This is a genomic window from Flavobacterium dankookense (assembly GCF_004362665.1).
Taxonomy (GTDB): domain Bacteria; phylum Bacteroidota; class Bacteroidia; order Flavobacteriales; family Flavobacteriaceae; genus Flavobacterium; species Flavobacterium dankookense.
Genome location: NZ_SNXR01000013.1, coordinates 300,252 through 322,870 on the forward strand (window position 1 = coordinate 300,252; position 22,619 = coordinate 322,870).

Below are 22,619 nucleotides of genomic sequence, written 5' to 3' on the forward strand. Positions count from 1 at the left end.
ATCAAAAACTAACCAACCAAAACTTAATCTAAACCTAACCTATTTTTTATCGTCATCATCAGCTATTCGAGCTTTTGTACCATCGTGTCTGTAGTAGTAATAGTTATCGTCATCATCATCATTTACTGCATAATCATTGTTATAACTAGAGTTATTGTTATACGTGTAAACAAATCCTTGGTTTCTATATCCTTTAACTGTTCCATAAGTGCTAACAATGTCGCCTCTGCGATTGTAAACAATTTTCATTCCCCCAATTTGGGTTAAACCTATTCGGTTATAACGCATATACACAGTTCCAATTCTATTCACTCTATCGTTAGCATCATAGTTGATAAACGTGTTACCAACGCGTCGAACTCTTCCAAAACTATCGTGTTCTATTCGAGTACCATAATTTACTGGTCTTCTTGCAACAGTAGCTACTCGTTTTCCAGCGGTTCTATAGAAATAGTCACCTTGGCTGTCTTGTGGACGTGTGTTAAAATCAAAGTCACCATTTGCAAATACAAAAAACTCAATACCGCGTTCTACAAATGAGATTGGCTCATCGAAATTGTGTCTCATTCTATTTTCAGTTGAAGTAATGTTTACTTCGGTTGCGTTTAAAATGGTTGTTGTCATCAAAACGCTTGCTACTAAAAAGGTAATTTTTTTCATGATTGTAAAATTTATGCGTTTTGCTTACTCTTTCGATTTTCAGCTTCTTCGAACAGAAATTGTTTCCGTTGTAGAGCTTATTTCAATTGCTGTGCCAAAGTCAGTGTTTTTATTCTTAAGGTTTGATTAAGACGTATTAAAGTATTGATATATAGTTATATATAAATAAATTCGTTTTCGTCAAAATAGTATTTAGCAACTGTTTATCTACAGATGAGGTCTTTTTTTATTACATTTGAAAAAAAATTGTTTCGCCCAAAAATGAAAAACCTACTGCTTACGCTTACCTTCCTTTTTACCACATTGGCAACTACGGCTCAAGTTTATACCGAACAATACGCTACTATAGTAAACCAAGTCTCAGCAACCAACATACTCAACAACCTCACGGAATTTGAAAACCTGGGTGTAAAAAGACGTGGCACAACGCCTTTACAAAACACTTTAAATTGGCTCAAAGCTGAATACCTATCTTATGGTTATATTGCGGCTCAAATGCAAGAGTACAGTTTTACCAATGGAAACACAACGGGCAAGAATTTAGTAGTAACCAAACTAGGAACGCTCTATCCAGATACGTTTGTTATCATTTGCGGACATTATGATACCATCAATGGCAAAGGAACAAACGATAACGGAAGCGGTGTAGTTACCATCTTTGAAGTAGCTCGCTTGTTGCAAAACATTCCAACGGAATATTCGATAAAATTCATCAATTTTAGTGGTGAAGAAGACGGATTGATTGGCAGCCAACATTTTGTTTCGACAGTTGTAAATGCTACAACTCCTAAAATGGATATTAAATTGGTTTTCAACATAGATGAAGTAGGAGGAAGAGCAGGTTTTGTAAACGATACCATTACTTGTGAACGCGATACAGGAAGTCCAACGTCTAACAATGCGGCATCAAACTTGATTACAAACCAACTGATGAATTGTGTTGAGTTGTATTCGCCATTAAATACTTTTCTATCCTATGCTTATGCTTCGGATTATATGCCTTTTGAAGAAAACAACGAAATCATTACCGGTTTTTTTGAAACTAACGAAACACCACATCGCCACACCGCAACTGATTTGCTAGTAAACATGGATCCAGAATATGTATATAACATTGCGAAAGCTGCCACAGGCGCGATGCTTCATTTTGCAGTAGCTAGCACAAGTAGTTTAGACAATCAAAATTTTATAAAAGACCATCAAATTAGTTTCTATCCCAACCCAGCAAAGGAGTTTCTGAATATTAACTTTGGTAACCTGACTTCAGATAAAACTACTTTTACTCTAGTAGATATCAATGGTAAAAAAGTAATAGAAAACCAATTTGATACACAAAACCAACTCCAAAGAATTTCGGTAGCCAGTATTCCAAATGGTATTTATCTTGCGGTTATTGAAACCAATGATAAACGAATTACGAAGAAGATTGTTATTGATTAAAACAGTTCTCGATACATTTTTTGTTCCGTTGTTCTACACAAAAAATACTCGAAAAGACGATTAAGGTTTGGATTAAATCGTTTTATAACTTCTCTTTTAAATAAGTTCCTGTTATTGATTTTTTGTTTTTTACAATTTCCTCTGGAGTTCCAACGGCAAGGAGTTTTCCACCATTTTCGCCACCTTCTGGACCTAAATCAATTATCCAATCGGCACATTTGATTAAATCTAAGTTGTGCTCAATAACAATTATCGAATGTCCTTTATCAATCAATGCATCGAAAGAAGCCAATAGTTTTTTGATGTCATGAAAATGCAAACCTGTTGTAGGTTCGTCAAAGATGAATAATGCTTTGTCTTTTGTTACTCCTTTTACAAGAAAAGATGCTAGTTTTATTCGTTGCGCTTCACCACCCGAAAGCGTTGATGAGGATTGTCCTAATTGCACATAACCCAATCCAACATCTTGTAATGGTTGTAGTTTTTGAGTTATTTTATTTTGTTTGTGTTCAGAGAAGAAAGCAATAGCTTCATCAACCGTCATGGTTAAAATGTTGTCAATGTTTTTGCCTTCAAAAGTTACTTCTAATACTTCTTTTTTAAAACGTTTTCCGCCACAGGTTTCGCAAGGCAGTTCAACATCGGCCATGAAAACCATTTCTACATTGATGCTTCCGTCGCCTTTGCAAGTTTCGCATCGTCCGCCATCGACATTAAATGAAAAATGCTTCGCTTGATAACCTCTTATTTTGGATAATTTCTCTTTAGCATACAATTCTCGGATGTCGTCATAGGCTTTAATATACGTCACAGGATTGGAACGAGAACTTCTTCCAATTGGGTTTTGGTCAACATATTCAATGTGCTTGATATGCGAAAAACTTCCTTTTATTTCAGTGAATTGTCCAGCTTTATCGCCAATACCTTCGAGTTTCTTTTGCATTGCAGGAAAGAGAATTTTTTTGACCAATGTACTTTTTCCACTACCCGAAACACCAGTAATAACGGTTAAACTTTCTAACGGAAACGAAACATCCACGTTTTGAAGGTTGTTTTCTCTCGCACCAATAATTTCGATGGCATTTTTGGATTTTCTGCGTGTTTTGGGTACAGTTATTTCCATTTTGCCATTCAAATATTGTGAGGTAAGCGAATTGGATTTTAAGATTTCTTCAAATGTACCTTCGGCAACTAAATTTCCACCATGAGTTCCCGCTTCTGGACCGATATCAATTATTCTATCGGCAGCTTTCATAATATCTTCATCATGTTCGACCACAATAACAGTATTTCCTAAATCGCGAAGATTTTTAAGCACTTTTATCAATCGTTCAGTATCTTTTGGATGTAAACCAATACTCGGTTCATCCAAAATGTACATCGAACCTACTAGCGAACTACCAAGCGAAGTCGCCAAATTAATTCGTTGTGATTCACCACCAGAAAGTGAAGCTGAATTTCTGTTTAAAGTCAAATAATCCAAACCAACATCACTTAAAAATGCCAAACGGCTGTTGATTTCGATAAGTAAACGCTTTGCGACTTTAAAATCATATTCTGAAAGTTCCATTTCTTTGAAAAAAGGGATCAATCTTTTGATAGGTAAATCTACCAATTCAGAAATGGTTTTGTCAGCAATTTTTATGTAATTGGTTTCAACTCGAAGTCGTTTTCCTTTGCAAGCCGTACATTTTGTTTTACCACGATAACGAGAAAGCATTACGCGGTTTTGAATTTTATAATTTTTTTCTTCGAGTTCGCTGAAAAATGCATTCAAACCAGTAAAATACTTATTGCCATCCCAAATCAGTTGTTTTTGTTCGGCAGTAAGCTCAAAATAAGGTTTGTGAATTGGGAAATCAAATTTATAAGCGTTATTAACCAGTAAATCGCGGTACCAACTCATACTTTCGCCACGCCAAGGATAAATAGCATTTTCGTAGACAGAAAGAGCTGTATTTGGCACAACTAAATCTTCATCAATACCGATTATATTACCATAGCCTTCGCAAACAGTACAAGCTCCATAGGGATTGTTAAAACTAAAAAGATGAACGTTAGGTTCCAAGAAAGTCAATCCGTCGAGTTCAAAATTTGAACTGAACTCTATTCGTTTATTGGAATCTAATTCTTGCAGGAAACAAACTCCTTTTCCTTCAAAGAAAGCGGTTTGTATAGCGTCAGCCAAGCGATTATAGAATTCTTCTTCAGCGGAAGTGTCTGGATTAAAGACAATTCTATCAACAATTAACAGAATTTCTTTTTTGTCAAAAGATTTTTGGTCTAATTCATCTAACCGAACCATTTCATTACCCACTAAAATTCGAGCAAAACCCTGCTGAAGCAAAACTTTTAGCTTGTCTTCTAGTTTTCGTCCTTTTTCAAGGTGAATAGGAGCGAGAAGAAGCCATTTGCTGTTTAGTTCAAATGTTTTTACTTCTTTAACAACATCGGAAACGGTATCTTTTTTTACTTCTTTCCCCGAAATAGGCGATATGGTTTTGCCAATACGTGCGTAAAGTAACTTTAAATAATCATAAATCTCTGTAGATGTTCCAACAGTCGAACGTGCGTTGGTTGTATTTACTTTTTGCTCTATTGCAATTGCAGGAGCAATTCCTTTGATGTATTCTACTTTTGGTTTATCTAAACGTCCAAGAAATTGTCTTGCATAAGATGATAAACTTTCAACATAACGTCGTTGTCCTTCGGCATATAAAGTATCGAATGCCAAGCTAGATTTCCCTGAACCTGATAAACCAGTTATAACCACTAATTTATTTCTTGGAATAGCAACATCTAAATTTTTTAGATTATGGATTTGAGCACCTTTAATTAATATATTCTTCTTTGTATCAAGATTTGAAAAATCAGTTACTATCATGGCTTATTTTTATGGTAGGCAAAGATAACTAATCTAACTCATGAGATTGACTGATGTTGTATTCATTTTTATTTTTTTTAGAGATTAAGAAATCGATATAGTAATTAAATTATCCTATAAAAAACTATACATTAGCTATACAAATGTAATTTTTATTTTTTAGTTTCTATAATAAATTAAAATGTAAAATTAATGTTAATCAATAGTTTGCGCTAAAATTGTATTGTTTTTCATTAGTAATCGACTTGTATAGTTTCTTTAACAAAAAAAAGTAAGTTCGTTAAAGATTTATGATTAAATTTACAAATACTCAATTAATAATCAAAAAAACTTAATTATGAAAAAAATTACTCTTTTATTATTTTTCTTTATGTCATTTTCTTGTGTTTACGCACAAGATCTTCTACTTGGTTTTGAAACCACTGAATCTGGAGGTGTAGATGGTGGACCATTTGGTAATGGACCTGCACCAGTTGTTGAAGCAGGACCTGGTTCAAATACTACTCAAGTACTAAAAATAACTGGAAATCCAGCTGGTGAGCCTTGGCAAGGAATAAATTTAAATTTGACATCAGCAACTAATTTGACTGATACTCAGACGATGACTATGGATGTTTATTCCGATGAACCTATAACTTTTTTAGTTAAAGTGAACGGAGGTACTGGAACTCCTTCTAATCCAGCTACAGTAGCTGCTCAAGCATCTCATCCAGGTGGCGGAACTTGGCAAACAGTATCCTTTACATTTAATACAGCTTTGGACGTTCCAGCTGCATTAGCATCAGGTGTTTATAATAAATTCGTAATTCACACCTATTGGGTTGCAGGTGAAACATCATTTTTCCCAGGTGGAAACGCAATACCAAGACCAGCTAGGACTTTTTATGTAGACAATATTAAAGGTCCACTTGGTGCTGCTCCGGTTATACCAACTCCAACTACTCCAGCTCCAGTGCCAACAGCACCAGATGCAGAGGTTTATAGTATTTACAATGATACGAATAGTTATACCACTAATTTTCCTGTTCAATACCCATTTGGTGTTTTATCTGGTGAACCAGATTTAGATGATACATCTGCAGTAAACAAAGCTTACAGATTTAATTTTGGAATTGCAGGTTGGGGACAAGGTGAAGCTAATGCTAATATAAATTCTTATGGTTTCGTTTCATTTGATTATTGGGCTCAGCCAGGTTTGCCAAATGGTTTCAGATTTGTAATGATTAGTAATAGCGGAGGAGTTACTGAACATGGTTATCAAATTGGTACTCAAGAGAATTTAGTAACAGGTGAATGGAAAAAAGTTGAAATACCTTTATCTTATTTCACTGGAATAGGTTTCGCAAGTTCAAACTTCTTTCAATGGAAAGTAAGTCCTTTTGGTGATAGCGTAGAAAATGCGGGTTATGTATATGTTGACAATATTTTGTTAACAGTTAACTCTGTTTTAAGTAATGAAACTTTTACTGCATCACAAATAAAAATGTATCCTAACCCAGCTTCATCAGTTTTGAACATTAGTGCTGCTGATCAAGTTATCGAAAAAGTTTCAATTCTTAATGTATTAGGACAAGAAGTTACATCACAACAACCAAATTCTAATATAACTTCTATTGACGTGGCAAGTCTTCAAACAGGAGTATATGTTGTAAAAACTATTATAAACGGAAAAAGTTCTTCGACTAGATTCGTAAAACAATAATTTTCATCATTTGATTAACTAAAGCACGAGATTTATTTCGTGCTTTTTTTTTAAATAATAAAACTAAAAAAATTAGTTTTGAATTCGTAAAATTTTATTCTATGGCGGTAAAACCCAATTTTAATTTAAAGTTTGTCTATGTTGTTGCGCTTCTATTAGCATCACATCTTTTTTTGTATGCGCAAGATTTGCCACCAATTGTCAAATACAATTCCTCAATTTACAATGCAGGAAATCAAAATTGGATGATATCTCAGGATAAAAACAATTACATTTATTTTGCTAATAATGAAGGCTTGTTGGAATATAATGGTTCGGTTTGGACGTTATATAAATCACCAAATGAGACAATTATTCGTTCGGTAAAAGTAATTGGAAATAAAATATATACAGGTTGTTACATGGAGTTTGGATATTGGTCCAGACAAAGTAATGGAAGATTGATTTATACATCATTAAGCCAAAAAATAACATCAAAAATCATTGATGATGAACAGTTTTGGAATATTTTACAATACGATCAATGGGTTATTTTTCAGTCATTAAATAAGATATTTATTTATGATACAAAAACAAGAAAGTTTAAAATTGTACAACCAAAAGTTAATATTTTAAAATCGTTTAAGACTTCAAATTCAATTTATTATCAGACTGTTAATAATGATTTTTTTGAAATTGAAAACGGAACTAGTAAGTTGGTTTTAGATAATTCAACGCTAAAAGATAAAAAGATTGTAAATGTATTTGCTATCGATGAAGGTTTGTTAATTCATACTCAGTTTAATGGTTTTTTTAAACTATCAAATGGTAATTTATTTAAATTCGATACAGAAGCAGACTCTGAAATTTCAGCAAGTAGTATTTATAGTAGCCAAATGCTTTCTGATGGAAGTTTTGCAGTCGGAACTATTTCAAATGGCGTTTTCATTTTGAACAAAGACGGAAAAGTTAAATACCACATTACTCAAAATAAAGGACTGAGCAATAATACTGTTTTATCCATTGCAGAAGACTTTGATAAGAACTTATGGATCGGATTGGACAACGGAATAAACTGTATCAATTTACAATCTCCAATACGAAGTTTTTCGGATGAAACAGGAGTATTAGGAACAGTTTATGCCTCTGCTTTATATAAGGGAAAATTATATATTGGAACTAATCAAGGATTGTTTTACAAAGAATATTTATATGATAATCAATTCAAATTTGTAAAAGGAACAAAAGGACAAGTTTGGTCTCTTTTTGTTCATGATGGGACATTATTTTGTGGTCATGACTCTGGTACTTTTATTGTTGATGGTGAAAACTCAAGCCACATATTCTCACAATCAGGAACTTGGAAACTAGAAGTTGTTCCAAACAAAGAGAACTTTCTACTTCAAGGGAATTATTACGGGATGTCAATTCTAGAGAAAATCAATAATCAATGGGTTTTTAGAAATAAAATTGCGGGATATAATTATTCTTCAAAGCACTTTGAAATAACAAATTCTAATGAAGTATATGTAAGTCACGAATATAAAGGGATTTTCCGTTTTCAATTGGATTCTAAATTTTTCAAAGGTTCAAAATTATATACGTATACCAAACCTGTGAAAGGTAAAAATGCTGGATTGACGAAGTTTAATAATACCATTTATTATGCCTATAAAGATGGTATATTCAAGTTAAATCAAAAAACAAAACAGTTTGAACGAGATCCATCTTTGAGCGGTGTTTTTGATAATAATGAATATACATCTGGAAAATTAATTCTTGATAACTCAAATAAATTGTGGATTTTTTCTAAAAGTTACATTAATTACTTTTCAGTAAATAAATTAAGTTCCGATTTAAAAAAGAATGTTATTTCTATACCAGCATCGATTTCAAATTCAATGTTGGGTTATGAAAATATTACACAATTATCAAATTCAATTTATTTGATTGGAACAACTGATGGTTATTATACATTCAATATTAATGAGTTAAGTTTTAAAAATCACAGCGTAGCTATCTCAGATATTAGTATAAATAAACTAAATGAAAAACAAAGCAGTTTTTCAATTAGTGACAAAGGCGAGTTTAAACACGATGAGAATAACATTACCTTCAGTTATACTGTTCCAGAATACGATAAATATATTATCGCAGAATACCAATATTTATTAGAAGGTTTTCAAGATAATTGGAGTGAATGGAGTTCAAAAGCTACTATTAATTTTAAAAACCTTCCGCCTGGCGATTATACTTTTAAAGTTCGTTCAAAAGTTGTAAACTCGCAACCTGAAAATCTTGCCGTTTATTCGTTTACCATTTCAAAACCTTGGTATTTAACCAATCTAGCATTGGTTATTTATTTCCTTATGATCTGTTTATTAGCTTATTATATTAATAAAGCCTATGAGAAATACTATTATGAACAGAAGCAAAAATTAATAGAAGAGAATAATTTACTTCTGGAAATTAAAGAGCTTGAAAACGAACAACAGTTGATGAAATTGCGTAATGAACAATTATCCATTGATGTAGATAATAAGAGTAGAGAGTTGGCTGTTTCAACGATGAGTTTGATTAAAAAGGATGAATTATTATCAGTTATCAAAGAAGATTTAAAGAAAACATCTGATGAAGCAAGTTCAAGAAGCATTAAATCAGTAATTAATACTATTAATAAGAATATCACTGAAGATAATGCATGGAATGTTTTCAAAGAAGCATTCGATACTGCGGATAAAGACTTTTTAAAGAAAGTTAAACAAGCTCACAACAGTTTAACTCCAAATGATTTACGACTTTGTGCCTATTTACGATTGAATTTGTCTTCAAAAGAAATTGCACCATTATTAAATATTTCTGTTCGTAGCGTAGAAATAAAACGATACCGTTTGCGTAAAAAAATGGATTTGCCACACGAAACAGGACTTGTTGAATACATACTCTCGATTTAGTATTAGAAATTACAAACAAATAAACTATACATTAACTATACAAAGTTATAATGTACAAATGCATTAGAGTAGCCGTTCAAACCCGTTGAATGCCATAAAATAATGGCTCTCGAGTGATTTTTAATTTTATTCTGTCTTGTATAGTTTCTATAGACAATTATTTATTTTTTGAATTATAAAAGATGTAAATTTACATATTGGTAGTTTTTATTGACATATATTATCAAAACTTAAAAAAAACAAACCAATTTATGAATAATGAATAATTATTTATCTTTATTACTAACATTAACCATTTTCAATATTAAATTATTACAAAAAACTAACAATTATTAAACATGAAAAAAATCGTTTTATTACTAACCTTTATCTTTTTTTCTACATCAGTTTTTTCACAAAGCAACAAAGTTGAAGTTGTGAATAATGCTAATGGAATTAAACTCGTAGTAGATGGAAAAGATTTTATGATTAACGGTATGAACTGGGATTATTTTCCAATTGGAACCAATTATTCTTATAGTCTTTGGACTCAATCCGATCAGTTCATTCAACAAGCTCTTGACGATGAAATGGGGTTATTGAAAAACATGGGTGTAAACTCGATAAGAGTTTATTCTGGTATCCCAAAAAAATGGATTGAATACATATACGAAAATTATGGAATTTATACCATGTTAAATCACACCTTTGGTCGTTATGGTTTAACATTAAATGGCGTTTGGACACCAAATACAGAATATTCGGAGGCAAATACTAGAGCACTTTTATTGAAAGAGGTTACTCAAATGGTTTCTGATTATAAAGATACAAAAGGTCTTTTGTTGTTTTTGCTTGGTAATGAAAATAACTATGGTTTGTTTTGGGATGGAGCAGAAACTGAAAATATTCCAATGGAAGATAGAAAATCAACAGTTCGTGCTCGTTCTATGTACAAGTTATTCAATGAAGCAACTGTTGCGATGAAAGCGGTTAGTACTTCTCATCCAATTTCTATTTGTAATGGAGATTTACTTTTCCTAGATATCATTGCTCAAGAGTGTAAAGATGTTGATATTCTTGCAACTAACGTTTATCGTGGTGCTTCATTTGGAGATTTGTTTGAACGCGTGAAAAAAGAATATGGCAAACCAGTAATGTTTGCTGAGTTTGGTTCTGATGCATTTAATGTAATGGCTAATCAAGAAGACCAAAACGCACAGGCTTTTTACTTAAAATCAAACTGGAAGGAAATATATGAAAACGCTGCCGGACAAGGAAAAACAGGTAACTGTCTTGGAGGTTACACGTTCCAATTCAGTGATGGTTGGTGGAAATATGGTCAAACAAGCAATTTAGATGTTCATGATGATAATGCATCATGGTCTAATGGTGGTTATCAAAAAGACTTTACCGAAGGTCAAAATAATATGAATGAAGAATGGTTCGGAATTTGTGCAAAAGGACCAACTAATGAAAAAGGACATTATCAATTATATCCTCGTTCTGCTTATTATGTTTTAAAAGACATACACAAATTAAATCCATTTGCTGAAGGTGTTACCAGTACTTCTATAAAAAGTCATTTTGATAATGCTAATTTGATGGATGCTGCTTTACGAGCAAGAGGCGATAAAGCTGCTTTAGGTGCAAATGACGGTGGAATATTGAAAATCAGCAATTTTAGAGCTGAGTTCACGACCTTCAACACAGGAGGAAGTTTAATTACAACACCTGAGAGTGATGATCCTGATACAGCAGGTTATCCAAACAGATTAGGATTTGATCACATGCAATCTTATTTTGTTGGTGTAGAAGGAAATCCAGCTCCAAATATGAAAGCAAATGTTAATTTCAATATTTTAGGTCGTGTAGCAGAAAACCCAATCAATGAAATTTTCTATGAAAATAGAGGAAGAGTACAAACAGTAAATACTCCTGATGGTCCAGTTGTTATAAATGACGCCAACAGAGTTCAAGTTTATAACGCATCATACAAGTGGAATGCAAAAGATTTTGAATTAAGAGGTTTTTACAGAACAGGTCACTATCATTGGGGTTATGAAGGCGATTTCTTTGGTCTTTATCCAGAGGCAAATTATGGTCCTAATTTAGATATTTATAACGGTGAAACATTAGGTCTTGAAATTGATGGAAAAGGAAGCTTAAATGGATTAAAAGCTGCTTTTGGACCTCAATTATGGTGGGGTGCTAACCCAGCTTATTTATTAAAATATGCAAAGAAATTCGGAAAGTACAATGTAGCTGCTGTATATCATGAAGATATTAATCAAGCAGAAGTTTCTGAGTCAGTTTCTTCTATCGCATTTCCTATTCCAAAAACAAGAAGAGCAACTGTTTATTTCCAAACTAAATTTGGAAGTTTAGGTGTAGAATTAGGTGGTATTTGGGGTGGACAACCACTAAATGGAAGAGAATTCCAAATAATGGATGGTGATGTAGTAAAAGTTGATAAAATAAATAATAAAGACAATTGGGGAGGAAAAGCAAAATTTACTTTTTCAAAAGGAAGATTTAATGCATACACCCAAGGTGCAATTCAAGGTCTAGTAGCCAATGGTGGTGGTGATAACACACAAACATTTACTGGATGGAGACTTAAAGACACTGGTAGTGGAAACCAAATGAATGTTTTAGCTGGTTTAACCTATAATGTAAACTCAAATTTGCAAATTGCGCCAAATTTCTTGTGGCAAAAACCACTAGTTGAAGCTATGCCAAATGGAGTAGATGCACCAGGAAGATTAAGAAATATTTTAGATGATCCATTTATTGTAAGAGCAAATAGAGAAACTGTTGGAGGAGAATTATTATTGACTTACGATCCAACTCCTGGAACTTGGATGTATGAATGGAACAATGACATGGTGGAAGATGCAAAATTTGCTTTCAGTACTGGTTTTGTATACCGTCATTTGCCAACTACTATGGATGCTGCAATTGGATTTTTATCAAACAGATCTTCTTTTGCATTTGAGCGTTCTGCTCCTGCCGAAGATTTATGGGAGTCTAATACAAGAATTGTTTCAAAATTATCTCCAGATTTAGGTTTAATTGCAAATATCTATTTTGGAAACGGACAAGCCAATGGAGACTCAGATAGAACAATCAAAAGAGGTGGAGCTGATATTAGAGCTATCTATAAGAAAGTAAAAGTTGTTTCTTCATTAAAAATTAACGATTGGGGTCCATTTGACTACCACAGAGATTTTAACTTAACTTTCCCTTTACAAACTTCTATTGATATTTCTACTTCGGTTGGAAAACCAAACTGGTTTATTCTTCCTGATACAAGAATTGGAATAATGGGAATTTGGCGTTCACTAGACCAATATTCACCAAGATACTCTCCAAATCAAGCTGCTAATGAATTTTCTCCAGAGCCTATTCTATCTCCTGTTGGATTTGGAAACGGTTCAGAATGGGAAATCCGAACATACGTTCATATAAATATTGGAAAATAATTTTAAAAAATTGAAAAAATGAAAAATAGAAAAATTAATTATTTAGTAAAGTCGCTTCTTTTGGGACTGGTTTTAGTAACTAGTTTTAATTGTGAGCGAGAGTTATCAGATGATGCAAGATTAGCAACTTATGCTAAAACGGCTGAGATTTTTACAGATAGCTTTGTAGGTATGGGAAGTAATTTTTATTTTCCTTACAGTGGCTCAAAACCAACCGCTTGGTCTGTTGATGAGACAGAAGGTTACAACAGTAATGCTTCATTGCGTTTTGATGTACCAAATTCTAATGATCCAGAAGGAACCTATGCCGGAGCTATATTCAGAATTGATGGAGCTGGTCGTGATTTGACAGACTATGACGCATTGACCTTTTACATCAAAGCTTCACAAGGTGTTACTATTGGTGAATTAGGTTTTGGAGAAGATTTTGAACAAAACACGTACATGGCTACAATTACAAACGTGAGCGTTGGTACAAACTGGACTAAAGTCATTATTCCAATTCCAGATGCTTCAAAGCTTCTACAAGAAAGAGGTATGTTTAGATATGCTGCCGGAACACAAGGAACTAATGGTTTTGGTTATACAATTTGGGTTGATGATTTAAAATTTGAAAAGTTAGGAACAATTGTTCCTTTAAATGCTTCAATAATGAATGGAGCAAATGTTACCAGAGATACATTTGTTGGACTTGAATCGGCGGTTAATGGTATAATTACAAGTTTTAATATGCCAAATGGTGTTAACCAATCTGTTACTATTAGTCCATCGTATTTAAATTTTAATTCTTCTAATTCTTCTGTTGCTACAGTGAATGAGGCAGGAATTGTAACTCCAATTGCAGCCGGAACGGCAGTGATTACAGCTACTTTTAACGGACAGCCTACAGCAGGTAGTTTGACATTAAACTGTCAAGGTGTTTTTGCAAATGCTCCAATTCCAACTAGAAATCAAGCAAATGTACTTTCAGTTTTTAGTGACACCTATAACAATGTTCCTGTTACCTATTACAATGGATTTTGGGGAGGTTCAACTACTGGTTCAGCCGATTTTTCAGTAAATGGAAATAATGTTTTAAATTATACCACTTTTAATTATGTAGGTATTGCATTGACAAATCCTACATTAAATACATCTAACATGACTAATGTACATTTTAATATGTACATACCAGGAAATGTACCTCCTAATTTTAGTTTCCTAATTTCTATAGAGGATTGGGGTCCAAATCAGGTTGATAATGGAGGTGATGATACTAGACAGCAAATTTTTGTAAATGCTTCTCAAGTGCAGCCAAACACATGGGTCACCATAGAAGCACCTTTAACTTTAATAAACAGAAATAACATTGGTCTAATAATTTTAGAAAATATTAATGGTTCATCTCTAACAAATTTTTATATGGACAATATTTATTTCTACAACTAATTTTAAATCAATTGAATTAAATCAAAAAAAATGAAAAATATAAATTATAAAATAAGTGTATTATCTCTTGCCATTATAGGGTTAACAGTTGGTACATATTCTTGTGATAACGATGAAAAGCAAACTGTGGTAACCAAATTCAATTTGGTTTTTGAAGATGAATTTGATGTAAATGGTGCGCCAGATGCTGCAAAATGGTCTTATGATATTGGCAGAGGTTCAGATAACAATGGTTGGGGAAATAATGAATTACAGTTTTATACCGATAGACCTGAAAACGTAGTCGTTCAAAATGGCTATTTGATAATTACAGCCAAACAAGAAGCTCTTGGTGGTGCAAGTTATACTTCAGCACGATTAAAAACTAAAAATCTATTCGACCAAAAATATGGTCGTTTTGAAGCTCGTATTAAGTTGCCTCTAGGTAAAGGTTTATGGCCAGCGTTTTGGATGTTAGGAAGTAATATTGATCAAGTTGGTTGGCCAAAATGTGGAGAAATCGACATCATGGAATATTTAGGAAATAGTCCAACGCAAATTTTAGGCACACTTCATGGACCTCAATTTTCTGGAGCAGAAAGCATAAGTAAAACTTACACTTTGCCAAATAGTCGATTTGACAATGAGTTTCATGTGTTTGGTGTAGAATGGAGTGAAAATTACATCAATTGGTATGTGGATGATGTTCTATACAACCAAATTACTAAAAAACAAGTTGAGGCAGAAGGTGGAGAATGGGTTTTTGATAATTCGTTTTTCATGATTCTAAATATGGCAGTTGGAGGAAATTTACCTGGTAGTCCAAATAGCAGTACAACTTTCCCTCAAAGAATGCTTGTTGATTATGTTAGAGTATATCAATAATAATAAATGAAATCATGAAAAAATCAATAAAAATATTTAGTTTATTTTTTAGCTTACTATGTTTTATATCTTGTGATAGTTCAGATGACAATGATGTAAATCAAAATGAATTACTTGCAAAATATACTTTTGTTAAAGAGTCAGTATCTTCTGCTACTGTAACATTTATTAATACTTCTGAAAATGCAGACAGTTATTTATGGGATTTTGGAGACAATACAACATCAACCGCTCAAAATCCAGTAAAAACTTTTACACAAACTGGCGAATATTCAGTGAAACTTACAGCAAGAAACAGTGCAACAGGTGCTAGTAGTATTTACACTAGTAATGTTTCTGTTTTTGTTTTTGCAGGCGGTTTAGTGTCAAATGGTAATTTTGAATCTGGAGCTACACCATGGACTTTAGGTGTAACAAATGCTATTCCTTCTACAACTTTAGTATCTCAAGGTGGAAACACTTACTTTTCAGTAAATGTTGCAGCTGCTGGAAATCCTTATGATGTAAATTTATCCCAAGTTGGAATTAATATGACACAAGGAAAAACCTATCGTTTGACATTTGATGGTTGGTCAAATGTGAATAGATCTATGATTGTAGGTATAGGTTTAAGTGGAAATCCATTTACAAATCAATCAGTAACGAGTAACTTAACAACGACCGTTCAGAATTTTAGTATTGATTTGGTTGCTAATTTTACAAGTACTAATTCCAGAGTGATTTTTGATATGGGCGCAGCTATTGGAACTGTAAATATTGATAATGTAACCTTAGTAGAACTTCCTTAAATAATAATTTATCTATAAACAAAAGAAATAGATATTCATTTAAAATGTTTATCAGACTTAAATATCACCTTATAAAAATTTGAAGGTGATATTTAAGTTAATTAAACAAATAACAATTGAACTGATTTTATGCAATTAATTGAAATAAAAGGCGAAAAATATTATAAAATAGAAAACTCTGATCAAATGAGACCATTTTTCATGAGTATAGTGAGTGACTCCAATCATTGGATGTTTGTTTCCAGTAATGGCGGATTAACTGCTGGAAGAAAAAATGCAGAATTTGCTCTTTTTCCTTATTATACTGATGATAAAATAACTGAATTTGCTGATATTACAGGAAGTAAATCAATTTTTCAAATTGAAACTAATAATGAAAAGTATATTTGGGAACCATTTTCAGAACGATTTAATGATAAGTATAATTTAACCCGAAACCTTTATAAAAATGAGTTTGGAAATAAGATTATATTTGAAGAAATTCATAATGACTTTCAATTAACATTCAGATACCAATGGAATTCTAGTGATTTATTTGGTTTTGTAAAAAAATCGGAATTAATTAACGAGTCTGAAAACAATTATAAAATAACACTTCTTGATGGTATTCAAAATCTTTTACCACAAGGCGTAAATAGTGATTTACAAGCCACTACAAGTAATCTAGTTGATGCTTACAAAAGAAACGAACTTCATTCAGAAAGTGGTTTAGGAATTTTTGCGTTAAGCGCTATTATTGTCGATAAAGCTGAACCAAGTGAAGCACTAAAATCAAATATTGCTTGGTCTTTAGGTTTGGACAATCCTACTTATTTACTTTCGTCATTGCAACTTTCTGCTTTTAGAAAATTTCAAAAATTGCATCATGAAACAGATGTAAAAGGTGAGAAAGGTGCTTATTTTATTTCAACCGATTTGCTTTTGGCAAAGAACTCTTCTAAATCTTGGAAGATTATTGCTGATGTAAATCAAAATCAAGCGCAAGTTATTCAATTAGCAGATGCTATTTGCAATGACAAAACGCTAGATAATCAAATAATTCAAGATATTGAGTTAGGAACTCAAAATCTAATTGCTCTAAACGCAACTGCCGACGGATTACAATTTACAGCAGACAAACGTAAAGATACACGTCATTTTTCAAATGTTTTATTCAACATCATGCGTGGAGGTATTTTTGATAATAACTATACGATTGAGAAAAATGATTTTGTAAATTACATTGCTAAAGCTAACAAAATTTTATTTCTGCAAGAAAGTAAACTTTTAAACGATTTACCTGTAAATTTTGATTATTCATATCTTCAACAATTAATCTCAAATAGTGAAAATGCCGATTTAGTTCGTCTTTGTACAGAATATCTTCCTCTTAAATTTAGTAGAAGACATGGTGATCCAAGCCGTCCATGGAATAAATTTTCTATCAACACTAGAAGTGAAATAGATGGTTCCAAAATACTTGATTATGAAGGAAACTGGCGTGATATATTTCAAAACTGGGAATCTTTGGCGAATGCTTATCCCGATTTTATTGATGGAATGATTCACAAGTTTTTGAATGCCTCAACTTTTGATGGATACAATCCTTATCGAGTTACTAAAGATGGTTTTGATTGGGAAACCATTGAGCCAGATAATCCATGGTCGTACATTGGTTATTGGGGTGATCATCAAATTATCTATTTATTGAAGTTTTTAGAATTTATAGAAAATTACCAGCCAGGAAAACTAAATGCTTACTTTGATAAAGAGTGTTTTGTATATGCAGCCGTTCCTTACACAATAAAGCCATATAAAGATATTCTTAAAAATCCAAAAGATACCATCGAGTTCAATCACGAATGGGATGCGAAAATTAATCAAAGACGCAAGGAAAATGGTGCTGATGGTGCTTTATTAAGAGATAATAATGATGAAATTTATCATGTTAATTTAATTGAGAAATTATTAGCAACAGTTTTGGCAAAGATGTCCAATTTTATCCCAGAAGCTGGTATTTGGATGAACACCCAACGACCAGAATGGAATGACGCTAATAATGCCTTGGTAGGTAATGGTGTTTCAATGGTTACGCTCTATTATTTGAGAAGATTTTTGAAGTTTTTCCAACAATTATTAGATAATACAAACCAAGAAACTATCAAGATTTCTAATGAAATGGTAGAATTTTATCATGCAACAAGACAAATTCTATTAGATAATCAACATTTATTATCAGGTTCAATCTCTAATGAAGAAAGACAAAAGATACTTAATGCTCTAGGTCAAGTTGCTTCCGAATATCGTTTTCAAGTTTATAACAGCGGTTTTTGGGGTAAAAAGAGAACACATTCAATTCAAGGATTGAAGAACTTTACTCAAGTTAGTATTGATTTTATCGAACATTCTATAAAAGCCAATCAGAGAGAAGATAAGTTGTATCATGCATATAATTTAATGTCTATTGAAAATAATGGTGTTTCAATTTCCTATTTACCAGAAATGCTTGAAGGTCAAGTTGCTATTTTAAGTTCAGGGTTTTTATCAGGTAAACAATCTTTAGAAGTATTGGATGCTTTAAGAAAAAGTGCCTTATACAGAAAAGATCAAAACAGCTATATTTTATATCCAAATAAAGAACTTCCAAAGTTTTTAGAAAAAAATACAATTCCTAGAGAAAAAGTAGAAAAATCTCTTTTGTTAAAACAACTTTTAGATAAAAATAACTTACAATTAATCAATAAAGACATAAAAGGAAACTATCATTTTAATGGTAACTTTCATAATGCTAACGATTTAAAGAATGCTTTAGACCAATTATCATCCAATAATGATTATGCAGCATTGGTTTCAAAAGACTCTGATGCTGTACTTCAACTATTTGAAGAGGTATTCAATCATAAAGCTTTTACAGGTCGTTCAGGAACATTTTACGGTTATGAAGGTTTAGGTTCCATTTATTGGCATATGGTTTCCAAATTGCATTTGGCTGTAATGGAAGTTATCAATAAAGCTATTGAAAATAAGGAAGATCAATCTGTAATTGATGCTCTAGTAAATCATTTTGATGAAATTGGAGCTGGAATTGGAGTTCATAAATCTCCAGAAGTTTATGGAGCTTTTCCAACTGATCCGTATTCACATACTCCTTTTGGAAAAGGTGCTCAACAACCAGGAATGACAGGTCAAGTGAAAGAAGACATCTTAACTAGAGTTGGAGAATTAGGTGTGAAAATGAAAAATGGAAAGTTGCAATTCCAACCAAGCTTCCTAAAAAAAGAAGAGTTTTTATCAAAAGATACTGAAGTAACTTTTATGATGGTTGATGGTTCACAAAAAGTAATGAATCTTGAAAAAGACTCTTTAGCATTTACAACATGCCAAGTACCAGTTATTTATAAAATCAATGAAACAAGTAAAATTATTTTACACTATAAAAATGGGTCAACAAAAACTTTTGAAACATTAGAATTAAACGAAGAAGAAAGCAAAAAAATATTTAATAGAACCGATGAAATTACATGGGTTGAAGTCTATTTAAATGCATCTATTTTAAGATAATGAAATCGCCACTAACAAAAAGTTTGTTGCAAACAATTGAAAATCATCGAACACCGATGGAAAAATTAAACAATTGTAAGATAAAAACAAATAAAAAAAAGGCGATACCATATGTTACCGCTAAAAAATAATATTTAAACATATGAAAAATCTGATTTACATCATATTACTATTGTTTATATCATGTAAACCAATGAATACAAGAAATTTAGTTTCAAAAGAAATGACGGCAGAAAAATTATTAGGAAATACAAATTATCAAGCTATTTGTTATGGTGGATACAGAGCAAATTCTAGAGAAATTCAACCAACAATATCAGAAATAAAAGAAGATTTAAGAATTCTTTCTGCATTGAATATTAAAGTATTACGAACTTATAATGTGCATTATGAAGAAGTAGTAAATTTATTAAAAGCCATTACAGAATTAAAAAAAGCGGATGAAAATTTTGAAATGTATGTAATGCTTGGCGCATGGATTGATTGTAAAAATGCATGGACAAATTTGCAACCAATTCATAATGAAGAAAGTGAGAGAAATGCAATTGAAATTGAAGAAGCAGTAAGATTAACTAATAAATATCCTGAAATAATTAAAATTATAGCCGTTGGAAATGAAGCGATGGTAAAATGGGCAACTAGTTATTATGTCACGCCAAATATCATTTTAAAATGGGTTAATCATTTACAAAATTTGAAGAAAGAAAATAAATTACCGAAACAAGTTTGGATAACAAGTTCAGATAATTTTGCTTCTTGGGGTGGAAATACTGCCGATTATCATGTGGAAGATTTGAATCAATTAATAAAAGCAGTAGATTATATTTCGATGCACACCTACCCAATGCATGACACACATTATAACCCAGTTTTTTGGGGAATAAAAGAGAGTGAATTGCACTTATCTGAAAAAGAAAAGATAGATGCTGCAATGTTAAGAGCCAGAAATTATGCCATCAAGCAATATGATAGTGTTGTTAATTATATGAAGTCAATCAACGTCAACAAACCGGTACATATTGGTGAAACAGGTTGGGCAACAAAGTCAAATGAGCACTATGGAAATGATGGTTCTAAAGCAACTGATGAATACAAATCAGCCTTGTTTTATGACTTTATGAGAGAATGGAGTAACAAAAACAATATTTCGTGTTTCTATTTTGAAGCTTTTGATGAAAATTGGAAAGATAGTGCCAATCCATTAGGATCAGAAAATCATTTTGGCTTAATTAATTTGCAAGCACAAGCCAAATATGTGCTTTGGAAAAATGTTGATAAAGGAACTTTTAAAGGTTTAACTAGAGATGGAAAACCAATAACAAAAACGTATAATGGTGATGAAAAAGCTTTATGGTTGGATGTCAAAACACCAAATACTATTTTAAAGAATTAAGGAAATGGTAAAAAATAGAGGTAAAATAGTTGATAGTAAATTTTTGATAATAGCTTGTATTATGGCGTTTTCATTGCATAGTTGTAAAGTTGCTGATAAATTAAATGTTCAAGTTTATGAAACTTCCGAACGTGGAAATTCATTGACAAAAATCACCCAATTTTCAAATCAAGGAACTCCAGTTGTTGTTACCATTAATCCGGATGAAAAATTTCAAACTATTACTGGTATTGGCGGATCATTTACTGAATCTTCCGCTTATTTACTCAATCGATTGAGTGAAAATAATCGTAGGAAAATCTTGAATGCTTATTTTAGTAAAGAAGGAGCTAATTATTCGTTAACTCGAACACACATTGCGTCTTGCGATTTTTCGTTAAGCAATTATACTTACGCCAAAGTCGAAAACGACATGACTTTGGAACATTTTACCATAGAAGACGATAAATCCGATTTAATTCCGATGATTTTAGAAGCAAAAGCGATTTCTAAAGAAGGTTTTAAAATCATTTCTTCACCTTGGTCGTGTCCGCCATGGATGAAAGACAATAAAAAATACGTAGGTGGAAAGTTATTACCAGAATTCAACGATGCATTCGCTTTGTATTTTTCTAAATATTTGAATGCATACAAAAACGAAGGTATTGATATTTGGGGTGTAACAGTGATTAATGAACCACACGGAAACGGAAACAATTGGGAAAGCACTCTTTTTTCACCAAAAGAAATGACCGATTTTGTAATGAATCACATGGGTCCAAAATTAGAAAAAGACGGTTGGGGAAATGTGAAGATTCTTGGATATGACCAAAATCGTGCAGGTATCAAAGAATGGGCAAACGAAATGTATAAAGATGAAAACACCTCTAAATATTTTGATGGAATGGCAATTCATTGGTATGAAAGTACCTATGAAGTTTTCCCAGATGATTTAAAGTATGCACACCAAAAAGCACCCAACAAATATTTAATTGAAACCGAAGGTTGTGTAGATTCTGAAATTCCGCATTGGCAAGATGATGCTTGGTATTGGAAAAAAGAAGCTACCGATTGGGGTTGGGATTGGGCTAGCGAAAAAGAAAAATATTTACATCCAAAATACGCTCCAGTAAACCGTTACGCAAATGATATAATAGGATGTTTAAATAATAGAGTTGATGGCTGGATTGATTGGAACATGGTTCTTGACAGACAAGGTGGACCAAATTGGTTCAAAAATTGGTGTGTTGCTCCAGTCATTGTTGACGATAAAAATGATGAAGTGTACTTCACACCATTATATTATGTCATGTCTCATTTTAGCAAGTTTATGCGACCAGGTGCTGTTAAAATTGGTTGTGAAATAAATTCTAAAGAATTGGTTTCAACAGCAGTTAAAAACCCAGATGGTTCTATCGCAATTGCTATTTTTAATCCAACAGAATCTAAACAAACAATTGATATCAAATTAAATAATAAAAATGCTTTAATCTCAATTGATTCAAAAGCATTACAAACTATAATAATCAAACCAAACTAACCAATAA

The 22,619-nt window shown here is 32.2% G+C and carries 12 protein-coding genes; 10 read left to right on the top strand and 2 right to left on the bottom strand.

The genetic code is table 11. The features are described 5' to 3' along the window. Positions 1-39: 39 nt before the first annotated feature. Positions 40-660 (bottom strand): hypothetical protein, encoded by a 621-nt coding sequence (locus tag BC748_RS07925; RefSeq protein ID WP_133532943.1) that lies wholly within the window; start codon positions 658-660, stop codon positions 40-42. Positions 661-921: 261 nt separating this feature from the next. On the opposite strand from BC748_RS07925, the gene BC748_RS07930 reads away from it, so the two are divergent. Next, positions 922-2,100 (top strand): M28 family peptidase, encoded by a 1,179-nt coding sequence (locus BC748_RS07930; protein WP_133532944.1) that lies wholly within the window; start codon positions 922-924, stop codon positions 2,098-2,100. Between the two features lie 82 nt (positions 2,101-2,182). Here BC748_RS07930 and uvrA read toward each other — a convergent pair whose 3' ends face one another. Then, the gene (gene uvrA / locus BC748_RS07935; protein WP_133532945.1) at positions 2,183-4,984 is read right to left on the bottom strand and encodes an excinuclease ABC subunit UvrA; all 2,802 of its coding nucleotides are present in this window, start codon (positions 4,982-4,984) and stop codon (positions 2,183-2,185) included. 337 nt (positions 4,985-5,321) lie between these two features. Between uvrA and BC748_RS07940 the strand changes: the two genes are divergently transcribed. The 9 genes from BC748_RS07940 to BC748_RS07980 all read left to right on the top strand — a co-directional run bounded on the left by BC748_RS07940 (position 5,322) and on the right by BC748_RS07980 (position 22,612). Next, entirely contained in the window at positions 5,322-6,686 is a 1,365-nt protein-coding gene (locus BC748_RS07940) for a T9SS type A sorting domain-containing protein (protein WP_133532946.1), read from the top strand. 101 nt (positions 6,687-6,787) lie between these two features. Next, the gene (locus tag BC748_RS07945; RefSeq protein ID WP_133532947.1) at positions 6,788-9,619 is read left to right on the top strand and encodes a triple tyrosine motif-containing protein; all 2,832 of its coding nucleotides are present in this window, start codon (positions 6,788-6,790) and stop codon (positions 9,617-9,619) included. A 338-nt stretch (positions 9,620-9,957) separates the two neighbouring features. Then, positions 9,958-13,080 carry a glycoside hydrolase 5 family protein gene (locus BC748_RS07950; protein ID WP_133532948.1) on the top strand — a complete coding sequence of 1,041 codons (3,123 nt, stop codon included), beginning with the start codon at positions 9,958-9,960 and terminating at the stop codon, positions 13,078-13,080. Positions 13,081-13,098: 18 nt separating this feature from the next. Further along, complete coding sequence (locus BC748_RS07955) at positions 13,099-14,508, top strand: Ig-like domain-containing protein (RefSeq protein ID WP_133532949.1); 1,410 nt, start codon at positions 13,099-13,101, stop codon at positions 14,506-14,508. Between the two features lie 30 nt (positions 14,509-14,538). After that, entirely contained in the window at positions 14,539-15,372 is an 834-nt protein-coding gene (locus tag BC748_RS07960) for a glycoside hydrolase family 16 protein (protein WP_133532950.1), read from the top strand. A 14-nt stretch (positions 15,373-15,386) separates the two neighbouring features. Further along, complete coding sequence (locus BC748_RS07965; RefSeq protein WP_133532951.1) at positions 15,387-16,160, top strand: PKD domain-containing protein; 774 nt, start codon at positions 15,387-15,389, stop codon at positions 16,158-16,160. A gap of 129 nt (positions 16,161-16,289) precedes the next feature. Continuing rightward, positions 16,290-19,700 carry a hypothetical protein gene (locus BC748_RS07970; RefSeq protein ID WP_133532952.1) on the top strand — a complete coding sequence of 1,137 codons (3,411 nt, stop codon included), beginning with the start codon at positions 16,290-16,292 and terminating at the stop codon, positions 19,698-19,700. A 193-nt stretch (positions 19,701-19,893) separates the two neighbouring features. Continuing rightward, complete coding sequence (locus BC748_RS07975) at positions 19,894-21,093, top strand: glycoside hydrolase family 17 protein (RefSeq protein WP_133532953.1); 1,200 nt, start codon at positions 19,894-19,896, stop codon at positions 21,091-21,093. A gap of 61 nt (positions 21,094-21,154) precedes the next feature. After that, on the top strand, positions 21,155-22,612 hold the full coding sequence (locus tag BC748_RS07980; protein ID WP_133533069.1) for a glycoside hydrolase family 30 protein: 1,458 nt from the start codon (positions 21,155-21,157) through the stop codon (positions 22,610-22,612). The last annotated feature ends 7 nt before the right edge of the window (positions 22,613-22,619 follow it).